The sequence below is a fragment of the Pseudonocardia sp. ICBG1034 genome (genome assembly GCF_020131375.1).
Lineage (GTDB): Bacteria > Actinomycetota > Actinomycetes > Mycobacteriales > Pseudonocardiaceae > Pseudonocardia > Pseudonocardia alni.
Window position 1 is genome coordinate 2,283,174 of sequence record NZ_JAHLEK010000015.1, and the last position, 22,935, is coordinate 2,306,108.

General features: G+C 74.4%; 22 protein-coding genes and 1 pseudogene. 16 read left to right on the forward strand and 7 right to left on the reverse strand.

Annotated elements, in window-relative coordinates; all coding sequences use genetic code 11:
• Positions 1-301: 301 nt before the first annotated feature.
• Together KPF22_RS12235 and KPF22_RS12240 are read left to right on the forward strand one after the other, a co-directional pair.
• Positions 302-1,141: a fumarylacetoacetate hydrolase family protein gene (locus KPF22_RS12235; RefSeq protein ID WP_224402106.1), complete on the forward strand. Its 840-nt coding sequence runs from the start codon at positions 302-304 to the stop codon at positions 1,139-1,141.
• A complete protein-coding gene (locus KPF22_RS12240) occupies positions 1,138-1,923 on the forward strand; it encodes a maleylpyruvate isomerase family mycothiol-dependent enzyme (RefSeq protein WP_224402107.1) in 786 nt (261 codons plus the stop codon). The genes KPF22_RS12235 and KPF22_RS12240 overlap by 4 nt, the downstream gene beginning before the upstream one ends.
• Here KPF22_RS12240 and KPF22_RS12245 read toward each other — a convergent pair.
• Both KPF22_RS12245 and KPF22_RS12250 read right to left on the reverse strand, forming a co-directional pair.
• Entirely contained in the window at positions 1,906-2,709 is an 804-nt protein-coding gene (locus KPF22_RS12245; RefSeq protein WP_062395999.1) for a hypothetical protein, read from the reverse strand. The genes KPF22_RS12240 and KPF22_RS12245 overlap by 18 nt on opposite strands.
• Before the next feature lie 4 nt (positions 2,710-2,713).
• Positions 2,714-2,881: a hypothetical protein gene (locus tag KPF22_RS12250; protein WP_224402108.1), complete on the reverse strand. Its 168-nt coding sequence runs from the start codon at positions 2,879-2,881 to the stop codon at positions 2,714-2,716.
• A 183-nt stretch (positions 2,882-3,064) separates the two neighbouring features.
• On the opposite strand from KPF22_RS12250, the gene KPF22_RS12255 reads away from it, so the two are divergent.
• Complete coding sequence (locus KPF22_RS12255; RefSeq protein ID WP_224402109.1) at positions 3,065-4,291, forward strand: glutamate-cysteine ligase family protein; 1,227 nt, start codon at positions 3,065-3,067, stop codon at positions 4,289-4,291.
• Here KPF22_RS12255 and panB read toward each other — a convergent pair.
• Positions 4,282-5,136 (reverse strand): 3-methyl-2-oxobutanoate hydroxymethyltransferase, encoded by an 855-nt coding sequence (gene panB / locus KPF22_RS12260; RefSeq protein WP_224402110.1) that lies wholly within the window; start codon positions 5,134-5,136, stop codon positions 4,282-4,284. The genes KPF22_RS12255 and panB overlap by 10 nt on opposite strands.
• Positions 5,137-5,314: 178 nt before the next feature.
• On the opposite strand from panB, the gene KPF22_RS12265 reads away from it, so the two are divergent.
• The 3 genes from KPF22_RS12265 to KPF22_RS12275 all read left to right on the forward strand — a co-directional run bounded on the left by KPF22_RS12265 (position 5,315) and on the right by KPF22_RS12275 (position 8,863).
• Entirely contained in the window at positions 5,315-6,943 is a 1,629-nt protein-coding gene (locus KPF22_RS12265) for an alpha/beta hydrolase (RefSeq protein WP_224402111.1), read from the forward strand.
• Positions 6,944-7,037: 94 nt separating this feature from the next.
• Entirely contained in the window at positions 7,038-8,381 is a 1,344-nt protein-coding gene (glnA, locus tag KPF22_RS12270; RefSeq protein ID WP_073574178.1) for a type I glutamate--ammonia ligase, read from the forward strand.
• Positions 8,378-8,863 (forward strand): cupin domain-containing protein, encoded by a 486-nt coding sequence (locus KPF22_RS12275; protein WP_224402112.1) that lies wholly within the window; start codon positions 8,378-8,380, stop codon positions 8,861-8,863. Before glnA (KPF22_RS12270) ends, KPF22_RS12275 begins: the two co-directional genes overlap by 4 nt.
• Here the strand turns inward: KPF22_RS12275 and KPF22_RS12280 are convergent.
• Entirely contained in the window at positions 8,860-10,074 is a 1,215-nt protein-coding gene (locus tag KPF22_RS12280; RefSeq protein WP_224402113.1) for an FAD-dependent monooxygenase, read from the reverse strand. The two genes, KPF22_RS12275 and KPF22_RS12280, sit on opposite strands and share 4 nt — an antisense overlap.
• A gap of 68 nt (positions 10,075-10,142) precedes the next feature.
• Between KPF22_RS12280 and KPF22_RS12285 the strand changes: the two genes are divergently transcribed.
• Entirely contained in the window at positions 10,143-13,178 is a 3,036-nt protein-coding gene (locus tag KPF22_RS12285; protein ID WP_224402114.1) for a bifunctional [glutamine synthetase] adenylyltransferase/[glutamine synthetase]-adenylyl-L-tyrosine phosphorylase, read from the forward strand.
• Here the strand turns inward: KPF22_RS12285 and KPF22_RS12290 are convergent.
• Complete coding sequence (locus KPF22_RS12290) at positions 13,157-14,122, reverse strand: MerR family transcriptional regulator (protein ID WP_224402115.1); 966 nt, start codon at positions 14,120-14,122, stop codon at positions 13,157-13,159. The genes KPF22_RS12285 and KPF22_RS12290 overlap by 22 nt on opposite strands.
• Positions 14,123-14,159: 37 nt before the next feature.
• Here KPF22_RS12290 and KPF22_RS12295 point away from each other — a divergent pair, with 37 nt between their 5' ends.
• The 7 genes and pseudogenes from KPF22_RS12295 to KPF22_RS33620 all read left to right on the forward strand — a co-directional run bounded on the left by KPF22_RS12295 (position 14,160) and on the right by KPF22_RS33620 (position 18,885).
• Positions 14,160-15,053: a TIGR03619 family F420-dependent LLM class oxidoreductase gene (locus tag KPF22_RS12295; RefSeq protein WP_224402116.1), complete on the forward strand. Its 894-nt coding sequence runs from the start codon at positions 14,160-14,162 to the stop codon at positions 15,051-15,053.
• Between the two features lie 27 nt (positions 15,054-15,080).
• Positions 15,081-15,794, forward strand: a complete 714-nt coding sequence (locus KPF22_RS12300) for a M50 family metallopeptidase (RefSeq protein WP_083474181.1) — start codon at positions 15,081-15,083, stop codon at positions 15,792-15,794.
• A 12-nt stretch (positions 15,795-15,806) separates the two neighbouring features.
• Complete coding sequence (locus KPF22_RS12305) at positions 15,807-16,229, forward strand: nitroreductase/quinone reductase family protein (RefSeq protein ID WP_224402117.1); 423 nt, start codon at positions 15,807-15,809, stop codon at positions 16,227-16,229.
• A gap of 67 nt (positions 16,230-16,296) precedes the next feature.
• Positions 16,297-16,731 carry a heme-binding protein gene (locus tag KPF22_RS12310; RefSeq protein ID WP_073574172.1) on the forward strand — a complete coding sequence of 145 codons (435 nt, stop codon included), beginning with the start codon at positions 16,297-16,299 and terminating at the stop codon, positions 16,729-16,731.
• 727 nt (positions 16,732-17,458) lie between these two features.
• Positions 17,459-17,725 (forward strand): GlsB/YeaQ/YmgE family stress response membrane protein, encoded by a 267-nt coding sequence (locus KPF22_RS12315; protein WP_062395991.1) that lies wholly within the window; start codon positions 17,459-17,461, stop codon positions 17,723-17,725.
• Positions 17,726-17,946: 221 nt separating this feature from the next.
• Positions 17,947-18,144, forward strand: a pseudogene (locus KPF22_RS12320) (cold-shock protein); the annotation flags it as partial.
• A 27-nt stretch (positions 18,145-18,171) separates the two neighbouring features.
• Positions 18,172-18,885 carry a cold-shock protein gene (locus tag KPF22_RS33620; protein ID WP_374107488.1) on the forward strand — a complete coding sequence of 238 codons (714 nt, stop codon included), beginning with the start codon at positions 18,172-18,174 and terminating at the stop codon, positions 18,883-18,885.
• Positions 18,886-18,971: 86 nt separating this feature from the next.
• On the opposite strand, the gene glnA (KPF22_RS12335) is transcribed toward KPF22_RS33620, so the two are convergent.
• Positions 18,972-20,393 carry a type I glutamate--ammonia ligase gene (gene glnA, locus KPF22_RS12335; protein ID WP_224402118.1) on the reverse strand — a complete coding sequence of 474 codons (1,422 nt, stop codon included), beginning with the start codon at positions 20,391-20,393 and terminating at the stop codon, positions 18,972-18,974.
• Between the two features lie 183 nt (positions 20,394-20,576).
• Here glnA (KPF22_RS12335) and KPF22_RS12340 point away from each other — a divergent pair, with 183 nt between their 5' ends.
• Complete coding sequence (locus KPF22_RS12340) at positions 20,577-21,047, forward strand: RDD family protein (protein WP_224402119.1); 471 nt, start codon at positions 20,577-20,579, stop codon at positions 21,045-21,047.
• An 11-nt stretch (positions 21,048-21,058) separates the two neighbouring features.
• Here the strand turns inward: KPF22_RS12340 and KPF22_RS12345 are convergent, their stop codons facing one another.
• Complete coding sequence (locus KPF22_RS12345) at positions 21,059-21,736, reverse strand: GntR family transcriptional regulator (protein WP_224402120.1); 678 nt, start codon at positions 21,734-21,736, stop codon at positions 21,059-21,061.
• Positions 21,737-21,859: 123 nt separating this feature from the next.
• Here KPF22_RS12345 and KPF22_RS12350 point away from each other — a divergent pair, with 123 nt between their 5' ends.
• Positions 21,860-22,903 carry a LuxR C-terminal-related transcriptional regulator gene (locus tag KPF22_RS12350; protein ID WP_224402121.1) on the forward strand — a complete coding sequence of 348 codons (1,044 nt, stop codon included), beginning with the start codon at positions 21,860-21,862 and terminating at the stop codon, positions 22,901-22,903.
• The last annotated feature ends 32 nt before the right edge of the window (positions 22,904-22,935 follow it).

The window sequence follows — 22,935 nt, forward strand, 5'->3', positions numbered from 1 at the left end:
GAGTGCCGTGGCGGATCCACACCCGCCGTCCGGCATCCACACCTGCTGCAACGGGTGTGGGCACCGGACAGCGGGTGTGGTTGCGCCACGCCGCGCCGGCGGGGCGTTCCCGGACGGGGGCGTCCCCGTCGCCGTGCCGGCGGAGCGGCGGTCGCGGTCCGTCGCGGCGTCGCCCGTACGGGTGAGTTCGGGCGGTCCACCGGCCGGGACACGCGATAACCCACCCCCTGTCTGTTCCGCGCGTCCCCGGTGGCGCAGACTCTCCGCCGGACGGCAACCGATACCGGGAGGCACCCGCACGATGAGGCTCGCGACGATCCGGACCGCGACCGGGCACCGGGCGGTGCGCGTCGACGGCGACACCGCCGTCGAGACGGGGGAGGCCGACGTGCGGGCGCTGCTGGAGCGCCCCGACTGGGTCGAGCACGCCGCGGGCGCGGCGGGGCCGGTCCACGAGACCGCCGGCCTGGACTACGCGCCGCTGGTGCCGTCGCCCGAGAAGATCATCTGCATCGGGCTGAACTACCGCGACCACGTGCTCGAGATGGGCAACGAGCTGCCCGAGTACCCCACGGTCTTCGGCAAGTTCGCGCCCGCCCTGGTCGGCGCCCACGACGAGATCGAGCTGCCCGAGCAGTCCGACCGGGTGGACTACGAGGCCGAGCTGGCCGTCGTCATCGGGCGTTCGGTCCGGCGCGCCGACCGCGAGGCGGCGACGGCCGCCATCGCCGGGTACACCGTGCTCAACGACGTGTCGATGCGCGACTACCAGCGGCGCACCAAGCAGTTCCTGCAGGGCAAGACCTGGGAGCACTCGACGCCGCTCGGGCCGGTGCTGGTCACCCCCGACGAGCTGCCCGCCGACCCGGCCGCCGGTGGCGCGCTGCGGATCTCCTCGGAGCTGTCCGGGGAGACGATGCAGGACTCCACGACCGACCAGCTCGTGTTCGGCGCGGTGGACCTGGTCGTCTACCTGTCGGAGATCCTCACGCTCAACCCGGGCGACGTCATCGCCACCGGCACTCCCGGCGGCGTCGGCGACGCGCGCACGCCCCCGCGCTACCTCACCGACGGCGCCGAGATCGTCACCGCCGTGGAGGGGATCGGCGAGTGCCGCAACGTGTGCCGGGCGGTGCGGTGACCCCCGCGCGCACCCCCGGCGACGGCCGCGCCCTCGTCCCGCCACCGGTGGGCGACGCGCTGGCCTGGGCCGGCGACGGCCAGGCCCACCTGCGCGGGCTGATGACCCGGATGGCGGGCGAGGCGTTCCGCGCCCCGTCGGCGCTGCCGGGCTGGACCCGCGCGCACGTGCTCACCCACCTCGCCCGTAACGCCGACGCCATGGTGAACCTGCTGACCTGGGCGCGGACCGGCGTCGAGACCCCGGCCTACCCTGATCCCGCGTCCCGCGACGCCGACATCGAGGCCGGGGCCGGGCGCAGCTCCGACGAGATCCGCGCCGACGTCGTCGCCGCCTCCGACCGGCTCGCCCACGCGGTCCGGGCGATGCCCGAGAAGGCCTGGTCGGCGACCGTGCGCAACCCGCAGGGCGTCGAGATGCCGGTGACGGCGGTGCCCTGGAACCGGGCCCGCGAGGTGTGGATCCACGCCGTCGACCTCGACGTCGGCGCCTCGTTCAAGGACCTGCCGATCCCGATGCGGGAGGTGCTGGTCGCCGACGTGGTCGCGCGGCTGGAGCGCAAGCCCGGCTGCCCGCACGTGCGCCTGGAGGAGGTCCGCACCGGCGCGACGCTGGAGTTCGGGCCGGGACCCGCCGGGCCGGACGGCGCCGAGCCGCGCGACCTCGGCACGGTCCGCGGCAAGGCGCACGACATCATCGCCTGGCTGCTCGGCCGCCCGTTCGACAAGGGCCTGCGCGACGCCGACGGGAAGCTCCCGCCGCCGCTACCGGTCTGGCTCTGACCCCGGCTCCGCCGCGGGCCGGTCGCGGCCCTCGAGCGCGTCCAGGCGTGCGGTGGCCCGGCCGAGCTGGCGGGCCATCTCGTCGAGCCGGGCCTGCAGCAGCGCCATCTCCGCGGTGAGCACGGCGACCGCGCCCGCCGCGGCGACCGGGTCGCCGATCAGCCCGTCGGCCGCCTCGGTGCCGTGCGGGTCGGGGTGCTCGGCGAACCCCGCCGCGTCGTCGGGCGTGGTCAGCGGGCCCGTCGCGACGTCGTCGGGCAGCAGGGTGAGCTCGGCCAGCTCGGCGAAGCGCTGCGCCGACAGCACCGGGCGCGCCCCGGCGCACCGCAGGCACACCGGTTCCAGCCGGCGCCAGCCGTGCTGCCCGGAGCCGGTGTCGGCGAGCACCGCGACCCGCGCCCCGCAGCGGCAGGGCCGCATCCGGATCGTGCGCACCCGCTGCCGGGCGTAGCGCAGGCCCAGCTCGTAGCGACGGAACCGGCCGGAGACGGCCACCTCGAGCAGGATCGCGCCCTGGTGCTCGGGCGCACACGCCAGCTCGCGGGCGTCGTCGGCGGTGTGGAAGCAGTAGAACCCGCAGTCGCACCACCGCGACGGGCAGGCGTGCCGGCAACCGTGCGCGCACACCGCGTCGTCGACCGTGCGGTAGACGTGCGCCCGCCCGAGCGTCACACCGCTGAAGCCCACCGTCGTGCCGTCCGCGGACAGCATCGGGAACGCCAGCTTGTGGCCCTCCAGCGGGCCGGTCGGGTACTCCAGCGGGGTCCGGCGGAACAGCCCGCGCACCCGGTCAGTCCTTGCGGGACCCCGAGTGCGCCGGCTGCGGGGCGGCCGGCGTCCACTCGGTGAACTCGGGCTCGACGGTGCGCGCCGGGCGCGGGCGCTCCTGGGCGTCGGCCACCCGGTCGGCCTCGTGGTCCACGGCGAATCCCTCGGAGATCTTGCGGCCCAGCCTCATGACGCCTCCCGTGTGCTCCGGGTCCCGGCCACCTGGTGGACGTGGCCGCCGTCACCAGGCTGACCGTTCGCCGCGGGGTTGTCCAGGGCGGAACGGGTGAGGAGGGTGCGGGGACGGATCACAGCCGGCGCCGGGCCCGGCCTCGGTAACGTCCTGTGCCAGGACGGGGACCGGGGGTGGTCGATGCGGGGCGAGGCGCGCTACGGGCTCGAGCACGAGCTCGCGCTGCTGCGGGACGACGGGACGGTGGCCGACCACCGGTCGCTGACCCACGCGCAGGTCGCGGCGGTCGTCGACGAGCTGCCGGAGCTGCCCGGGGACCAGACCGACCTGCGGATCGGCGACGCCGGCATCCGCCGCAAGCGCTGGTACGCCGAGGGCTACGAGCGCCTCGACGAGAGCGGCGGGCTGCTCCGGTTCGACCCCAAGGGCATCGAGATCCGGACCCGCGTGCACGACTCGGTCGAGGCCGCCGCCGACGCGCTGGCCGCCGACGCGGTCACCCTGGCCGCGGTGGCCGCCCGGCACGGACTGCGCCCCGTCGCGTTCGCCCACCACCCGCAGCTGTCGGCCTACCGGCTGGACCCCCCGCCGAACGCCCACGAGCGGGCGCTGATGGCGGACTCGCCGGAGGAGCGGACCTCGCACCTGCACATGGTGACCTGGGGGCCGGACCTGAACCTGTCGTTCCCCGAGTCCGGCACCGACCCCGCCGTGCTGGCCGACGCGGCGGCGAAGCTGACCTTCTACAGCCCCTACCTGGTGCCGTGGTCGTTCTCCTCGCCGTTCCGCGACGGCCGGGTCTGGGGCGGGCTGTCGGCGCGCACCGCGCGTCGCACCGGGGCGCGCCCGGCGGCGCTGGCCTACCTGCCGCCCGACGCCCCGCTGCTGGTGACCGACCCCAGCCTGGTGCGGCACGCGGGCATCCCCGGGGAGGTGGGGCGGATCGAGTTCAAGGCGTTCGACGCCGTCCCGGCGATCGCGGGGGAGGAGCCCGCCGACGGTGTGGGCACCGACCTGCCCGCGGCGCTGCTGAGCCTGCTGACCGGCCTGCTGCGCGACGACACGCTGCCCGGCCGGCGCCGGACCCCGGACACGGCGGCGCACCGCCGCTCGGCGCTGCGGGGCTGGGCCGACCCGGCGGTGCGGGCGGGGTCGCAGGCCGTCCTCGACGCCGCGACCGCCGCGCTGGCCGGCGACGACGCCCACGGTGCGCGGCTGGCGTCGCTGGCCCGGCGGCTTGCGCGCCGCGAGACCCCCGCGGACCGGATGCTGGCCCGCCACCGCGCGGGCGGCGGCATCCCGGGGCTGGGGGGCACCCGGCGACGCACGGCGCAGGCTGAACCGGTCCCGCCCGGCCGACCGGGCCCCGGCGACGCGCGCCGGGGCCCCGGCCCGGCTCAGCGGTAGCTGTGCTCCTCGGCGGGGTACTCGCCGTGCGCCACGTCGGCGGCGAACGCGGCCGCCGCGTCGTGCAGGGCCGAGCCGAGCTCCGCGTACTTCTTGACGAAGCGCGGCACCTTCCCGCGGTTCATCCCGGCCATGTCCGACCAGACGAGGACCTGGGCGTCGCAGTCGGGCCCGGCGCCGATGCCGACGGTCGGGATGCGCAGCTCCCCGGTCACCCGCTTGGCGACGTCGGCGGGCACCATCTCCAGCACGACGGCGAACGCGCCCGCCTCCTGCACGGCCAGCGCGTCCTCGACGAGCCGGTCGGCGGCGTCGCCGCGGCCCTGGATGCGGAACCCGCCCAGCGCGTGCTCGCTCTGCGGGGTGAACCCGAGGTGGCCCATCACCGGCACGCCGGACGCGGTGAGCGCCTCGACCTGCGGCGCGAAGCGCGCACCGCCCTCGAGCTTGACCGCGTGCGCCCCACCCTCCTTCATGAACCGGAACGCCGTCTCCTGCGCCTGCGCGGGGGAGATCTGGTAGCTGCCGAACGGCAGGTCGGCGACGACGAGCGCGCTACGGGCGCCGCGCACCACGGCGCGGGTCAGCGGGACCAGGTCGTCGACCGTGACCGGGATGGTGTTGTCGTGGCCGAACACGTTGTTGCCCGCGGAGTCGCCGACGAGCAGCACCGGGATGCCGGCGTCGTCGAAGATCTCGGCGGAGTAGACGTCGTAGGCGGTCAGCATGGGCCAGCGCCGGCCCTCCTGCTTCCACTGCAGCAGGTGGTGGACGCGGGTCCGCTTCGGCGGGGTCGCGGGCGCCCGGTACGGGGCCGCCACCTCTCCGCTCTCCTGTGTGCTCACCGGTGAGCTCCTTCCGTGCCTCGAGGCCCACGCTGGTCGTGGGTCCCCGGGTTCGCCGTCGATGGCGGACGCCAGGGTGGCAGCGCACGGGCCCCGACCGCCCCGTGGTGTGGGCACCCTCACCCGGGCCGTGACCCGCGACCGGTCACCGTCGGGGGTCGGTGGCATGCTCACCGCCATGCTCCCTCGGCTGTTGCGACCACGTGCCCACCGACGAGAGACACCGGCCCCGGCCCGCCGGCGGACGCGTCCGGCCGCGCTCGCCGTGCTCGGTGCGGCGACCCTCGTCCTGGTCGGCGCGTGCGCCGACGCGGGCACCGGCGACCAGCCGCAGGCCGCGCAGAACCCGCCGGACCTCGCGCAGTTCTACGACCAGCAGCTGCAATGGGGCCCCTGCGCGGACTACGCCCCCACCGCGGACGACGCGCAGACCTACGCCGACCCGCAGTTCGACTGCACCCGGGTGACCGTCCCGCAGGACTACGCCCGGCCCGGCGACGGGAAGACGATGCAGATCGCGCTGCTGCGCAAGAAGGCGACCGGAGCGAAGATCGGCTCGCTGTTCGCCGACCCGGGCGGCCCCGGCGCCTCGGGCACCTCGTTCGTCGCGCGCCAGGCCGCCACCTGGGCCACCAACGGCCTGGGGGACCGGTTCGACCTGGTCGGGTTCGACCCCCGTGGCACCGGTGCGAGCCTGCCGAAGATCCAGTGCCTCACCGACGCGGAGAACGACGAGGAGCGCACGAAGACCTTCGCCGACCCCTCGCCCGCCGGGGTCGCCGCCGCCGAGGCCGACAGCCGTCAGTTCGCCGAGCGCTGCACCCAGCGCACCGGGGCCGACGTGCTGGCGAACGTCGGCACCCGTGACGTCGCGAAGGACATGGACGTCATGCGGGCCGCCGTCGGCGACCAGAAGATGACCTACGCCGGTTTCTCCTACGGCACCGAGCTCGGCACCGCCTACGCCGAGGCGTTCCCGCAGAACGTCCGCGCGCTGCTGCTCGACGGCGCGATCGACCCGACGCAGTCGACCATCGACTCCACGGTCAAGCAGAACGCCGGGTTCCAGCTCGCGTTCGACAACTTCGCCAAGGACTGCACCAGCCGCCCCGGCTGCCCGCTGGGCACCGACCCGGCGAAGGCGACCCAGGCGTTCCAGGCGGTGATGCGGCCACTGATCGACACGCCCGCGAAGGTCGGCGACGGGCGCGTCCTGAGCTTCTCCGACGCCCAGACCGGCGTCAGCCAGGCGCTCTACGTCTCCCAGCTGTGGCCCGCGCTGCAGCGCGGGATCTCGCAGGTCGCGAACAGCAACGGCGACCTGCTGATGCGCCTGGCCGACCTCTACTACGAGCGCGACGACCAGGGCCGCTACTCGAACATGCTGCAGGCCTTCCAGTCGATCAGCTGTGTGAACCAGCCGGCGCTGAAGGAGCCGTCGGAGGCCCTGGAGCTGGCGACGCGGGCCGACGAGGCCGCCCCGTTCCGCTCCACCGGCCGCGGCCCGGTCGGTGCCCGCGACGCGTGCGCGTTCTGGCCGGTCCCGCCCACCAGCGAGCCGCACACGCCGAAGGTCGACGGGCTCCCGCCGGTCGTCGTGGTGTCGGTCACCGGTGACCCGGCCACGCCGTACCAGGCCGGGGTCGACCTGGCCCAGCAGCTGAACGGCAGTCTGATCAAGGTCAACGGCAACCAGCACACCGCGTCGCTGCAGGGTGACGCGTGCACCGACACGCTCGCGATCGACTATCTGGTGAACCTCACGCTCCCGCCGCAGGGCGCGGAGTGCACGCTCGCGCCGAGCTGAGGGCCGTCGTCGGGGGGTGTGCGGGCGACCACGACCGGGTCGCCCGCACACCCCGGTAACTTCCGCGTAACACGGGGTTCCTAGGCTCCGCCGCATGGACCGCCAGCAGGAGTTCGTGCTCCGCACGCTCGAGGAACGCGACATCCGTTTCGTCCGTCTCTGGTTCACGGACGTGCTCGGATACCTCAAGTCGGTGGCGGTGGCCCCGGCCGAGCTGGAGGGCGCCTTCGCCGAGGGCATCGGCTTCGACGGCTCGGCCATCGAGGGCTTCGCCCGCGTCTACGAGTCCGACATGGTCGCCAAGCCCGACCCGTCGACGTTCCAGGTGCTGCCCTGGGAGACCGCCTCGGGCGAGCACTACTCGGCGCGGATGTTCTGCGACATCGCCATGCCCGACGGGTCGCCGTCCTGGGCCGACCCGCGGCACGTGCTGACCCGTGCGCTGAACAAGGCGGGCGAGGCCGGGTTCACCTGCTACGTGCACCCGGAGATCGAGTTCTACCTGCTGCGCGACCTGCCCGGCGACGGCACCCGGCCCGTCCCGGCGGACTCCGGCGGCTACTTCGACCAGGCCAGCCACGACGTCGCCCCGCACTTCCGGCGCAACACCATCGAGACGCTGGAGTCGATGGGCATCTCGGTGGAGTTCTCCCACCACGAGGGCGGCCCCGGCCAGCAGGAGATCGACCTGCGCTACGCCGACGCCCTGACCATGGCCGACAACCTCATGACGTTCCGCTACGTCGTGAAGGAGGTCGCGCTCACCCAGGGCGTGCGGGCCTCGTTCATGCCCAAGCCGTTCTCCGAGCACCCCGGCTCGGCCATGCACACGCACTTCTCGCTGTTCGAGGGCGACCACAACGCCTTCCACGACCCGGACGACCCCTACGAGCTGTCCGCGACCGGCAAGGCGTTCGTCGCCGGCGTGCTCAAGCACGCCCGGGAGATCACCGCCGTCACCAACCAGTGGGTCAACTCCTACAAGCGCCTCATCACCGGCGGCGAGGCCCCGACCGCGGTGTCCTGGGGCCACGCGAACCGCTCCGCGCTCGTCCGGGTCCCGATGTACTCGCCGGGCAAGTCGTCCTCGCGCCGGGTGGAGGTCCGCACGCTGGACTCCGCGTGCAACCCCTACCTCGCCTACGCCGTCATCCTGGGCGCCGGTCTCACCGGCATCCAGAAGGGCTACGAGCTGCCCCCGCCCACCGAGGACGACGTGTGGGCCCTGACCGACACAGAGCGCCGGGCGCTGGGCTACGAGCTGCTCCCGCAGAACCTCACCGAGGCCCTCGACGTCATGGAGAAGAGCGAGCTCGTCGCCGAGTACCTCGGCGAGCACGTGTTCGACTTCTTCCTGCGCAACAAGCGGGCCGAGTGGGACGCCTACCGCCGGAACGTGACGCCGCACGAGCTCGCGACGTACCTTCCCGTGCTGTGAGCGATTTCGAGGATGAGATCATCCTGGGCCCGCTGCCGAAGGGCATCACGCGGGCCGGCGAGGGCCAGTACAAGCGGGTGTGGAACGTGCTGGGCCACACCTACTGGGCGAAGGCCGTCAGCGAGACCAGCTTCGCCTTCGAGACCCTCGACCCGCCCGGCACGGGCGTCCCGCCGCACGTGCACACGACCCAGGACGAGCACATCCACGTCCTCGACGGCGTGTTCACGCTCTACCTGGACGGGCAGTGGGAGAAGGCCGGGCCGGGGGACACCGTCCTCATGCCCAAGGGCCTGCCGCACGCCTACTACAACAAGGAGCAGGGCAACGCCCGTGCGCTGTTCTGGGTCAGCCCGGCCGGCCGGCTGGCGTCGCTGTTCGACCGGCTGCACGACCTGACCGACCCGGCCGAGGTCGTGCGGCAGTCGGCGCTGCACGACGTCGACTTCCTGCCGCCGGGCAGCGTCCCCGGCGCCGACTAGCGGGTGTTGCCCGACGCGCGGTGGTAGCCGGCGAAGATCTCCTCGAGCTCCCCGCCGGTGATCACCGCGTCGAGGTCGTCGAAGCCGTCGGGCGCGCGGCGCTCGACCTCGTCGATGACCCGTTCCGGGCCACCCACGCGGTTGCGGAGCACGACGTCGGCGGTCATCGGCAGCCGTTCGGCCTCGTACGCGGCCAGCGCCGCCGCCGGGTCGCCGCCCGCGGCCAGGTGCCGGGCGAGCGACTCGGCGTCGAGGATCGCCTGCCCGGCGCCGTTGGAGCCCATCGGGACCATCGGGTGCGCGGCGTCGCCGAGCAGGGTGACCCGCCCGTGCGACCAGCGCGGCAGCGGGTCCCGGTCGCACATCGGGAACTCGAAGATCTCCGGTGTCGCGGCGACCAGCGCGAGGTGGTCGACGTCGTCGAGGTGGAAGCGGCGGGCGTGGGCGAGGGTCTCGTCGCGGTCGGCGGGCCGTGACCAGTCCTGTCGCTGCGGGGCGGGGTCGCCGTCGGCGCCGGTCGCGATGCACACCGCCCAGTTCGTGAGGACCGTGCCCGGCGCGCTGCCGGCGCCGACCGGGTAGACCACCAGCTTGGCCGCGTTCCCGCCCGCGACGACCATCGAGCGGCCCCCGCGGAACGCCGGCCAGTCCGTCGCACCGCGCCACATCGACACCCCGTTCCAGCGCGGCGGTCCCTCGCCCGGGAACAGGCCCGCCCGCACCGCGGAGTGGATGCCGTCCGCGCCGACCAGCACGTCGCCGGTCGCCTCCGGCAGGGCGTCGTCGGCGAAGCGGACCCGGACACCCCCGTCGGAGTGCTCGACGCCGGCGACCCGGTGCCGGGTGCGGATCGCGTCGGACCCCAGCCGTGCGCGCACGGCGTCGGTGAGCATCCGGTGCACCCGGCCGCGGTGCCCGGCGACCTGCGGGAACGCGAAGCCGGCCGCCACCCCGCAGGGTCTGCGCAGGATCGGCTGCCCGAGCCGGTGGGCGTAGGTGAGGTCGGTGGTCGCGATGCCGACGTCGGCCAGCTCCGCGGACAGGCCGAGCCCGTCGAGCACCCGCACGGCGTGCGGCAGCAGGTTGAACCCGACACCGAGCTCGCCCGCGCCGGACCCCTGCTCCAGGACCGTGGACCCGATCCCGGCCCGCTCCAGGGCCAGCGCCGTGGTCAGTCCTCCGACACCCCCACCGACGATCACGACGTGCATGCCCCCGAGCCTGACCGCTGGACGCCCCTGAGGGAAGGGCGGCCCGCGATGGGGCAGGATCACCGGTCATGGACCGTCGCACGGGGACCTCGCTCGCCCGGCTCGGCCTCACCGGTGAGGACGCGGCCACGACCCTGCGCGGTCTGGGCTGGTGGGCGACCGACGGGCCGGCGCCCGGCTGCGAGGAGATCATGTGGGCGCTGGCCCGCAGCCCCGACCAGTCCCTCGCCCTGCGGGCGGTCGAGCGGCTGGCGCAGACCGCCCCGTGGCCCGCGATCGACCGGGCGCTGCGCACCGACCGCGGGCTGCGGGGGCGGCTGCTGGCGACCCTGGGGTCGTCGACGGCGCTGGGCGACCACCTCGTCGGCCACCCGGACCGCTGGCCGCTGCTGGCCGACACCGCCGAGCGCGGGAACCCGCCGCCGGACCTGGCCCGGCGCACCGCGAACCTGCTGCGCGCGGTCGGGGCCGACCCGGCCGCGCCGCCGCCGGGGACGGCCGGCGGAGCGCGGGCTTCGCTGACCGGCGCCGAGGCCGTCGCGGCGCTGCGCACGGCCTACCGCGACGAGCTGCTCGGCCTCGCCTCGGCCGACCTGGCCGCCGTCGGCGACCCGGGTCTGCCGGTGATGGAGGTCGACGACGTCGCCGCCCAGCTCGCCGACCTCGCCGAGGCCGCGCTGTCGGCGTCGCTGGCGGTGGCCGCGGCCGAGCAGGACCCGCCCGAGGAGCTGCGGCTCGCGGTGATCGGGCTCGGCAAGTGCGGTGGCCGGGAGCTCAACTACGTCTCCGACGTCGACGTCGTGTTCGTCGCCGAACCCGGCGGGGAGCTCACCCAGGCCGCGACGAAGCTCGCGTCGCGGGTCATGCGCATCGCGGGGGAGGCCTGTTTCGAGGTCGACGCGAACCTGCGCCCCGAGGGCCGCCAGGGCGCACTCGTGCGGACCCTCGACGGGCACGTGGCGTACTACAAGCGGTGGGCGAAGACCTGGGAGTTCCAGGCGCTGCTCAAGGCCCGCCCGATCGCCGGGGACCGCGAGCTCGGCGCCGCCTACGTCGAGGCGCTGTCGCCGATGGTGTGGCAGGCCTCCACCCGCGACGACTTCGTCACCGACGTGCAGGCCATGCGGGCCCGGGTCATCGAGAACATCCCCTCCGAGCAGCGCGAACGCGAGCTGAAGCTCGGCCGCGGCGGGCTGCGCGACGTCGAGTTCGCCGTCCAGCTGCTGCAGCTGGTGCACGGCCGGGGCGACGACTCGCTGCACTCGGGCAACACCCTGGTCGCGCTGGCCGCGCTGTCGGAGAGCGGCTACGTCGGCCGCGACGACGGCGCCAACCTCGCCGCGTCCTACCGGTTCCTGCGCCTGCTGGAGCACCGCCTGCAGCTGCAGAAGCTGCGCCGCACCCACCTGCTCCCGGCCGCCGACGACATCGACGGACTGCGCTGGCTCGCCCGGGCCGCGCGGATCCGCCCGGACGGGCGCCGCGACGTCGTCGGGGTGCTGGTCGACGAGTGGCAGCGCAACGCGCGCCGCGTCACCCGGCTGCACGAGAAGCTGTTCTACCGGCCGCTGCTGTCGGCGGTGTCCCGGCTGGCCGCCGACGGCGCCGACGCCGTGCTGTCCCCGGAGGCGGCGAAGGCACGGATGAAGGCGCTGGGCTGGGCGTCGCCGGAGGGGGCGCTCGGGCACCTGCGGGCGCTCACCGGCGGGGTGTCGCGGGCCGCGTCGATCCAGCGGGCGCTGCTGCCGGTGCTGCTCGACTCGCTGTCGCGCAGCCCCGACCCCGACCGCGGCCTGCTCGCCTACCGTCGGGTGTCCGAGGCGCTCGCCGACACCCCCTGGTACCTGCGGCTGCTGCGCGACGAGGGCGCGGTCGCGCAGCGGCTGATGACGCTGCTCGGGACGTCGGCCCTGGTCCCGGACCTGCTGGCCCGCGCGCCGGAGGTGCTGCGGATGCTGGCGACCTCCTCGGGGGTGCAGAGCCCGGAGCTGACCCGGGACCCGGCCGAGGTGTCGATGGCGCTGCGCACCACCGTCGCCCGGCAGAGCACGCCGGAGGCCGCGGTGGCGTCGGCGCGGTCCTACCGCCGCCACGAGATGCTGCGGATCGCCTGCGCCGACCTGCTCGGCCTGCTGCCCGTCGACGCGGTGTGCACGGCGCTGAACTCGGTCAACGAGGCGGTGCTGGCCGCGACCCTGGACGCGGTGCTGCGCGCGGAGCCCGAGCGCCCGGCCGTCCTGTCGGTGATCGGGATGGGTCGTCTCGGCGGCGGCGAGTCCAGCTACGGCAGCGACGCCGACGTGATGTTCGTCTGCAGGCCCGCCGAGGGCGTCGACGACCACACCGCGGTGAGGTGGGCGACCCGGGTCGTGGAACGCGTGCGGCGGCTGCTCGGCTCCCCCAGCCCGGATCCGGAGCTGTCGGTCGACGCGGACCTGCGTCCGGAGGGCCGGTCCGGGCCGATGGTGCGCACCCTGGCCTCCTACCGCGAGTACTACGCCCGGTGGGGTGAGGTGTGGGAGGCCCAGGCGCTGCTGCGGGCCCGCCCGATCGCGGGGGACCGGACGCTGGGCCGCGAGTTCACCGCGCTGATCGACCCGATCCGGTACCCGGCCGACGGCGTGTCGGCGGCCGCGGTGTCGGAGATCCGCCGGATCAAGGCCCGGGTCGACGCCGAGCGGCTGCCCCGCGGCGCGGACCGCACCACCCACACCAAGCTCGGCCTGGGCGGGCTGGCCGACGTCGAGTGGACGGTGCAGCTGCTGCAGCTCCAGCACGCGGGCGACGTCCCCGAGCTGCGCACCCCGTCGACGCTGCACGGGCTGCACGAGGCCGCGGAGGCCGGGCTGATCAGCGCCGGGGACGCCGCCGAGCTGGAGGAGGGCTGGCGCACCGCGACCGCGGCCCGCAACGCGATCATGCTGGTCAAGGGCAAGCCCGGCGACCAGCTCCCGCGTTCGGGGCGGGAGCTGGCCGCCGTCGCCGTCGCGCTCGGGTACCCGGCGGGCGGCGACCCGGGGGAGTTCCTCGACGACTACAAGCGCGTCACGCGGCGGGCCCGCGCGGTCGTCGAGCGGGTGTTCTACGGCTGGTCCGAGGACTGACCGGCCGGTGCCGAGCGCAGCGCCGCGGCGAACCACTCGAACGCCGGAACCGCGGGCTCGCGGGCCGGCCAGCCGTTGAGCACCCCGAGCAGCGTCCAGTAGCGCTCGACGCGGCGGTCGGCGAACAGCTCGACGCTGTCCGCGGTCCGGGCGCGGGCCGCCGCGTCCTGCCCCTCGACGCCGGGGATGCGGGCGAGGACCCGGGCCGCCTCCGGGCTCGCCGGGTCGACGCCCGCGGCGAGCGCGGCCCCCGCGTGCTCGGCCACCGCGGCGGGGTCGGCCCCCCGCTCGTGGTGCTCGGGGGCGGTGGCACCGGCGACGGCCATCTCCCGGCACCGGGCCCGGAACCCCGGGTCGGCGACGAGCTCGGCCAGCTCCACCCAGGCCCCCACCTGCTCGGGGGTCGGGTCGTCGGGCAGTTCGGCGGGCATCGACCGCATGCCGGTGGCGATGCCCGCGCCGGGCGCGTCGTCGTCGATGCCGGCGAAGGTCTCGGTCACGAAGTCGTCGATCAGGTGCTGGCGCTGGGCCGCGGACAGCCGGGCGAGGTCGTTCATCAGGGTCACGCTCCGTTCGTCGGGTGGGGTGTCACCGGCTCGGGTGCGGGCGAGCAGGGCGCACACCGCCCGCTGCGCTCGCAGCTCCCGGATCCGGTCGTCCAGGGCCCGGACGTGTGCCGCCGCGATCTCGCCGACCCCCCGTCGGCGGGACAGCACGGCGCGCACGTCGTCCAGGCCCAGGCCGAGCTCGCGCAGGGTGCGCACGAGGTCGAGCCGTGCGACCGCGGCCGGTCCGTAGACCCGGTGGCCCGCATCGTTGCGGTCGGCGGGGACGAGCCCCTCGTCCGACCAGAAACGGAGCGTGCGCACGGGGACCTCGCTGCGCCGGGCGAGCTGCCCGATCGTCAGCGTGACAGGGTGATCATCGGTAGGTGGTGCGGTCACGGGTACAGCGTCGGGTGTTCCAGCGGCTGGAGGTCAAGTGCGAATCGGTTTCGGGATCCCGCAGTTCGGTGCGTCCGCGGCCCACGTGGACGGGACGATGCGGTTCGCGGCGGGCGCCGAGGAGCGCGGCGCGGCGAGCCTGTGGACGGGCGACCGGCTGCTGGTGGCCGTCGACCCGACGGTCGGCTACGGCGGCGGGCCCGGCGGCCCGGGCAGCGTGCCCGAGCAGTTCACCGCCGCGCACGACCCGCTGGCGCTGCTGACCGCGGCGGCCGCCGCCACCGCGCGGGTGCAGCTCGGCACCAGCACGCTCAACGCGCCCTGGTACCCGGCGGCGCTGCTGGCCCGGCAGGCGGCGACGATCGACAACCTGTCGGGCGGACGGCTGCTGCTGGGCCTCGGCATCGGCTGGTCGCCCGAGGAGTACGACGCGGTCGGGGTCCCGATGGGTGAGCGCGGCGCCCGGCTCGACGAGACCCTCGACCTGTTCGACACCTGGTGGCACGACGACCCGGTGGAGTTCACCGGGCGGTTCGCGAGCGTCGCGCCGTCGTACGTGCACGCCCGGCCGCAGCACGTGCCGGTCTACCTGGGCGGCTTCAGCCCCCGGGCGCGCCGCAGGATCGCGGAACGGGCCGACGGGTTCCTGCCGGTCGTCACCTCCGACGTCACCGACCTCGACGCCGCGGTCTCCGCGCCCTGGGCGGACCTGCGTGCCGCCGCGGCCGAGGCGGGCCGCCCCGCCGACGCGGTCGGCGCGGTGCTGCGGGTGAACCCGAAGCCGGGGGAGACCGCCGCCGACGCCGCCGCGCTGGTGCGCCGGGCGGCCACCGACACCGACGTCGACCACACCTTCGTCGACCTCATGTACCTGGCGGACGACACCGACTCGGCGCTGGAGGCGGTCGAGGAGATCCTCGGCGCGGTGTGACCGGACCCCGCTGGTTCACTGGGGTCCGTGGCAGACCTCGACGTGATCACCCGCGGGTACGAGCTCGTCGCGGCCCGGCCGGCGTCGCTGCTGGCCGCGCTGCTGGCCCTGACGGTCGTCGCGTGGCGGCCGACCTGGCGGCTGACGCGCACCGCGGTCACGATCGCCCACGAGGGCGGGCACGCACTCGTCGCGGTCCTGGTCGGGCGGGGCCTGGCCGGGATCCGGCTGCACGCCGACTCCTCCGGCGTCACGCACTCCACCGGCGCGGGGCGCGGGCCCGGGGTGGTCGCGATGTTCTTCGCCGGCTACGTCTTCCCGCCGCTGCTCGGCCTCGGCGGTGCGGTGCTGGTCGCGGCGGACGAGGCGCAGGCGATGCTGTGGATCGCGGTGGTGCTGCTGGCCGCGACGCTGCTGCAGATCCGCAACCTCTACGGCGGGCTGGCCGTCGTCGCGACCGGGGCGGTGCTCGTGCTCGTCGCGCTGCGTGCCCCGGCCGACCTGCGGACCGGGTTCGCCGCCGCGCTGACCTGGTTCCTGCTGTTCGGCGGGGTGAAGGCCTGTCTGGAGCTGCGCCGCGGCCGTCGCGGGGGCCGGCTGCGCCACTCCGACGCCGACCGGCTCGCCGAGCTCACCCCGCTCGGCGGCGGGGCGTGGGCAGCGGTGTTCGTGCTCGTCGCGTTCGCCGCGACGCTCGCCGCCTGCTGGGTCGTGTTCGCCCCCGGCGGGGCGCCCGCCTGACAGCATGGGGCCATGGCAGAGGACTTCAACACCAGGGTGATCCGTGAGTTCCGCGAGAACGACGGCCGGGTCGGCGAGCCGTTCACCGGCCTGCCGATGATCCTGGTCCACCACGTCGGCGCGAAGAGCGGCGCCGAGCGGATCGCGCCGCTGCGCTGGTTCGCCGACGGTGACCGCTGGGTCGTCGTCGCCTCCGCGGCCGGCGCGCCGCGCCACCCCGCGTGGTTCCACAACCTGATGGCGAACCCGGACGTCACCGCCGAGATCGCCGACGGCGAGGGCGGGGTCGAGACCGTGCCGGTGCATGCGGCCGAGCTTGACGAGGCCGACCGCGACCGCGTCTGGACCTGGATCAAGGAGAACAACGGCGGCTTCGCCGACTACGAGCGCAGGACCGACCGGACGATCCCGCTCGTGGGCCTCACCCGGCGCTGACCGCCGCCCACCCGCCGTGTGAGGCCGGGGTGGGCGTGCGCGGCGCGGTGATGGCAGGGTTCGCGGTATGACGATCTCCCTCGAGCAGGCCCAGACCATCGCCGCCGCTGCCCTGGCCCACGGCACCGAGCAGGGCTTCAACCCGCTCACGGTCGCGGTGCTCGACCCGGGCGGCGCGATCGTCGCCCTAGCCCGCCAGGACGGCTCGGGCTTCCTGCGGCCCGACCTCGCCGTCGCCAAGGCCAGCGGTGTGCTCGCCCTCGGCATGACCAACCGCGCGATCGCCGCCCGCGCCGCGGACTCCCCGGAGTTCTTCACCTCGGTGGCCAACCTCGCCGGCGGCAAGATCCTCTCCGTGCCCGGCGGGGTCTTCGTCAAGGACGCGGCCGGCGCGCTGCTCGGCGCCGTCGGGGTGACCGGCGACGCGTCGCTCAACGACGAGGCCGCCGCCCTCGCGGGGATCGAGGCCGCCGGTCTGGTGGCGGTCACCGGCGCCGAGTAGTCCCGCCGTCCCGGAATGTGCCGCACCCCCGGGCGACGAGGTCAGCCCGGGGGCGCGGAGGGGACACGATCCTGCCGCCGAGGAAGGACCGTGCACGTTCGTGGTCGCGCCGAGGGCGCAGGGTGACGCAGGGGGTCGCGCGTTGCCGGTGCCGTTCCTTGGACACCCGGGCGGTGTCACCGAGCGGAGTGGACGGGCCGGTGCGGCCCTCACTCCGTGTGACCTGGAACACGGTAGCTCTGAGTCAAGCATTCGCGTCCCGTCCTTGTCAACGAATCCGCGGACGCGGGCGACGAGATGATCTCTGCACCGATTCCGCGTGCGGGATGCTCCGAGCGGACCTGACCCCGAGCGGGGGTCGCATCCGTCCGCGGTGACCGCCTCGTGACGCGTCCGCATCCGGGAAGACCCCGACCGTGCGAACTCCGGCACCTGATGGTGGGGCAGGGGTGTTCTGCGATGTTTCCGTGACCGGCAGTGGTTAGCGTCGGCGACGTCCTACACGACATCGGGAACCGCGTGGTGCCGACGGCCGTACACCGGTCGGCGGACGGGCGTCTCCACGGTGCCGTTCGGAGCAGCCGGAGCGGGCCGACGTCCTCCCGTCTCCTGATCGCATCCGAACGGTGACCACCGGGGACGTTTCGCCACGACCCCCACGGGTCACTCGGTGCCGACCGGTCAGATTCGGTTCGTCACGAACGGACCGTAAGCGAGGGAGACAGACATGGGCATCATCGCGTGGATCGTGCTGGGGCTGATCGCGGGCGCCATCGCCAAGGCCATCATGCCGGGCAAGGACCCGGGCGGAATCATCGTCACCCTGATCCTGGGTGTCGTCGGCGCGCTGCTCGGCGGCTGGATCGGCAGCGCGGTGTTCGGCGTCGGCCTCGGCGGGTTCTTCAACCTGTCGACCTGGCTGCTCGCCATCGTCGGATCGCTGATCCTGCTCGCGATCTACCGCGTGATCGTGGGCCGCAAGGTCCGCGCCTGACACGCGCGTAACACCCTCGTCGGCGCCCGCCCGGAGACTCTCCGGGCGGGCGCCGACGTATGTCCGGACCCGTCCGACGGCGGCCGCGCGGCGGGTGGCCGGGGGAGCACCCGGGACCGCCGGCCCGCCCCGCACCGCAGGCCCGTGGGCCCGGCCCGACGGACCGCGAGGTCCGTCGGGGAGACTGGGGCCAGTACCCGACCACCGATCTGGAGTTCTCGATGCCGCAAGGGACCGTCCGCTGGTTCGACGCCGAACGGGGTTTCGGCTTCCTCGCACCCGAGGACGGCTCGCCGGACGTGTTCGTGCACGCCTCCGAGATCGTCGGGGGCGGCGGCGCGCCGGTGCTCCGGGAGGGCCAGGTCGTCGAGTTCGAGGTCGGCGAGAACGACCGCGGTCCCCAGGCGCTGCGGGTGCGCGTCACGGCCGAGGCGGCCGACAGCGCGGTGGGCCTGCTCGGCACCGTCACCTGGTACGAGCCGGGGAAGGGGTACGGCTTCGCGACCCCGGACGGCGGCGGCGCCGACATCTTCGTGCACAGCTCCGCCATCGTGACCGGCGGCGTGGTCACCGAGGGTCAGCGGGTGGCCTTCCTGGTGGTGGAGGGCGAGCGTGGCCCGCAGGCCGGGCACGTGGTCCCGCTGGGAGCGGGGGCCGGCCTGCCCGCCACCGACGACACCGCGGACGACGCCGACGGCACGGTGGCCTGGTACGACGAGGACAAGGGCTTCGGCTTCGTCACCCCCGACTCCGGCGGCGACGACGTGTTCGTGCACGCCCGGGCCCTGGCCGAGGGGCTGACCTGGCTCGCGGAGGGCGACCGTATCGCCTTCGAGGTGGCCCAGGCGGAGAAGGGGCCCCAGGCCCGTGACGTGCACCTGGTCCGGGCCGGCGAGCCCTCGACGGCGCCGAAGCGGTCGGCACCCGCCGCGGGGCCGGCGGCGCGCGAGGTCCCCGCGCGGGGCGGTGAGGGCGTCGTCGTGCGCTACGACGAGGACCGCGGCTTCGGGTTCATCTCCCCGGATGCCGGCGGGGACGACCTGTTCGTCCACGTGTCCGTGATCCGGGACGCGGAGCCACTGCAGAAGGGCGACCGCGTCCGCTACGCGGTGCGGCAGAGCGACCGGGGCCCGCAGGCCGACCGCGTCGAGCGCCTCTGACGGGGCGGCCGACGACGCGCCGGACGCGCCGAGGCCCGGCTCCCTGACGGGGGCCGGGCCTCGGTGTGACGTGGGTCAGGTGCGGATCACACGTCGTAGTACAGGGCGAACTCGTACGGATGCGGGCGCAGCCGCAGCGGGTCGATCTCGTTCTCCCGCTTGTAGGAGATCCAGGTCTCGATCAGGTCCGGGGTGAACACGCCACCCTCGAGCAGGTAGTCGTGGTCCTGCTCCAGCTTGTCGATGACCGCACCGAGCGAGGCCGGGACCTGCGCGATGTCCTTGGCCTCCTCCGGCGGGAGCTCGTAGAGGTCCTTGTCGATCGGCGCCGGCGGCTCGATCTTGTTCTTGATGCCGTCGAGACCGGCCATCAGGATCGCCGAGAAGGCGAGGTACGGGTTGCCGGACGAGTCGGGGCAGCGGAACTCGACGCGCTTGGCCTTCGGGCTGTCACCGGTCAGCGGGATGCGGATGCAGGCCGAGCGGTTGCGCGCGGAGTAGACCAGGTTGACCGGGGCCTCGAAGCCCGGGACCAGGCGGTGGTAGGAGTTCACCGTCGGGTTGGTGAACGCCAGCAGCGACGGCGCGTGGTGCAGCAGGCCGCCGATGTAGTAGCGGGCGGTGTCGGACAGACCGCCGTAGCCGGACTCGTCGTGGAAGAGCGGCTGCCCGTCCTTCCACAGCGACGAGTGCACGTGCATGCCCGAGCCGTTGTCGCCGAACAGCGGCTTCGGCATGAAGGTCGCGGTCTTGCCGTTCTGCCACGCGACGTTCTTCACCAGGTACTTGAAGAGCATGACGTCGTCGGCCGCACGCAGCAGCGTGTCGAACTTGTAGTTGATCTCGGCCTGGCCTGCGGTGCCGACCTCGTGGTGCTCGCGCTCCACCTCGAAGCCCGACGCCTGCATCGTGCTGACGATGTCGGCGCGCAGGTCGGCGTAGTGGTCGACCGGCGGGACGGGGAAGTAGCCGCCCTTGTAGTTGACCTTGTAGCCCAGGTTGCCCCCGACCTCCTCGCGGCCGGTGTTCCACCAGCCCTCCGCGGAGTCGATGTGGTGGTAGGCCTGGTGCGGGTCGGTGCCGAACCGGATCGAGTCGAAGACGTAGAACTCGGCCTCGGGCGCCATGTACGCGGTGTCGGCGATGCCGGACGCGGCCAGGTACTCCTGGGCCTTGCGGGCGACGTTCCGCGGGTCCCGGGAGTAGGGCTCACCGGTGATCGGGTCGTGCACGAAGAAGTTGATGTTCAGCGTCTTGTGCTTGCGGAACGGGTCGAGACGGGCGGTCGTCGTGTCCGGGTGCAGCGCCATGTCGGACTCGTTGATCGCCTGGAAACCGCGGACGGAGGAGCCGTCGAAGGCGGCACCGTTCTCCAGGAGGTCGCCGGCCGTCTTGGCGGGGACGGTGAGGTGCTGCATGACGCCGGGCAGGTCGCAGAACCTGATGTCGACGTACTCGACCTTCTCGTCCGAGATGTACTTGAGTACCTCTTCGGCGTTGCTGAACACTCTCTGGGCTCCTTCATTCGCTGGTGGAGATCGTGGGTGACGGTAGGAGTGGCGTGTTGCTCACCCATCACTCACCTGTTTCACCGACGTTAACTGACCCGACCGCGACATCGATCACGTTCGTCATCGGTGTCCGGTCCGGTCCCGCTCGGTGGTGCGGCTACGGCGCCTACGCTAGAGAGCATGGCCCGTTGGATCGAGTCCTGGCTCCCCGGTTCATCCGCCGGAGGTTCCGCCCCGGCGGGACACCCCGGTGAGCGTTTCGGGCTGCCGGCGACCGGCCACTACTCCGTCGCCGGGTTCGGCCGCCGGGTCGCCGGCGTCTGCCTGGACTGGTTCCTGTCCTACCTGCTGGTGCTGCTGGTCGCCGGGGTCGACGCGCTCGGCACCCCGGGGTTCAGCTGGTGGGTCCTCGGGACCTGGTTCGTGATCACCGCACTGTCCGTGTCGGTGCTCGGCACGGCACCGGGGCACCTCGCGCTGGGGATGCGGGTCGCGCGCACCGACATGGCGACCCACGTCGGTGTCCCGCGGGCGCTGCTGCGCACCGCGATGATCGCGGTGGTGCTGCCGCCGTTCCTGCGCGACACCGACGGGCGCGGCTGGCACGACCGCGCGAGCCGCACGGTCGTGGTGCGGGTGCTGCGGGGCTGAGGCCCGGCGGCTCAGGCGCTCGCCGGGGGAGCGCCCAGCACCGATGCCCGGGTGCCCGCCAGGTGCACCCGGAGCACGGCCACCGCGCCCTGGCGGTCCCGGGCGCGCAGCCCGGCGAGCAGCTGCCGGTGCTCGGCGACCAGGCGCTCGGCCCGGCCGGGGAAGCGGCCGCCCAGGGCACCCATGTTCATCCGCAGCTGCCGGTCGCGCAGCGTCCCGTAGACCTCCAGCAGGATGCTGCGGCACCCGGCCCGCACCAGCACGGTGTGGAACTGGCGGTCGGCCTCGACGAAGGCGAGCTCGTCGCGCGCGGCCACGGCGGCGAGCTGGTCGTCGATCGCGGCGTCCATCGCGGTGGCGATGTGCTCCAGGGTCTCGTCGTCGACCCCCACGACGGTGGCGATCGCGTGCGACTCGATGACGTCGCGGGCCTCGACGACGGCGTCCACCTCACCGGGGGAGACCGGCACCACGAGCGCGCCGCGCTTGGGGTAGAGCTTCAGCAGACCCTCGGCCTGCAGCTGCAGGAACGCCTCGCGGACCGGCGTGCGGCTCAGCGCCAGCGGCCGCGCGACCTGACCCTCGCTGATCAGCTCGCCCGCGGGCAGGGAGCCGTCGAGGATCCCGGCCTTGGCGAACCGGTACGCCCGTTCGGTGGCGCTACCGCTCGCCCGTGACCCGTCGTCCACGCCCGAAATGATGCCCGAACACGTCCGGCCCGGGTTCGCGAGGCTTGCCCACCCCGGTCGGCATCCCTACCGTTCCCCTCCAGGAATGCGGCATAGATGCAAGATGGATACCGGGAGGACCGGGTGATCCTCGCTCACGGTGCGGCGCAGGACCGGGGTGTGGCGTCGCTGCTCGACGACCTCGTCCGGCGCACGACCAGCAGGCTGGGCGGTGGTGGCGGCACCGTCGCGTTGCTGGGCGACCCGGCACCGGTCGTGCACCGCGATCCCCTGCCCCCGGTCGAGGACGTCCTGGCCCGCCTGGTCCGGGAGCCCCGCACCCTCCTTGTGGAGGGGGACGGCCCTGGCGCACCGGACGTGCTCGGAACTCCCCTCTGGTGGGACGACGAGTTGCTCGGAGCCTGTGCTTTCGGTGGGGGTGGGAGCTTCCGCGATTCCGACGTCGCCGCGGTCGAGGGGTTCGCCGAGCAGGCGGCCGTCGCGGTGATGGCGGCCCGGCTGCTCGCCGACGTCCCGGCGGTCGCGACCGCCCCCGCCGCGGCGCGGCTGCTGCCGGAGCTGCGGGCCGAGCTGGACCGCGCGCTGCGTGCGCTCGGGGCCCGCGGCGGCGTGGTCACCCTGGGTACCGAGCGGGTGCCGGCCCCGGTCGTCGCGACGGGGGTGCACGAGGTCGCGCGGCTGCTGCTCGACAACGCGGTGCTGCACTCCGGTGCGTGCACGCTGCGGGTGGGGCTGGCGTTCGAGACGGGGACGGTCCGCCTGCTCGTCGAGGACGACGGCCGCGGTTTCGACCCCGGCACCGCGCCCCGGTCCGGGCTGCACCGGGTCGAGTCCACCGTGCGCGCCGCCGGCGGCCGGCTGGAGATCGACAGCGTCCCCGGGTGGGGGACGCGCGTGCGGGCCTGCTGGCCCGACCCGCCCACCCCCTGCACGGCGGATCCGCCCGTCGCGCCGCCCGCCGGCCACCAGCCGGCCCGCGGCCAGCACACGCTGACCCTGCGGGAGCGGGAGGTCCGCGCACTCGTCGAGCAGGGGCTGGCCGACAAGCAGATCGCCACCCGGCTGGCCATCTCGGTCAAGACGGTGGAGAAGCACGTCGGAGCGGTGCTGCGGAAGACCGGTGCCCGCAACAGGACCATGCTCGCCCGCTTCGGCGCGGGCAACTGAGCGAGGGCCGCCCCCGAGCCGCACGCAGGACG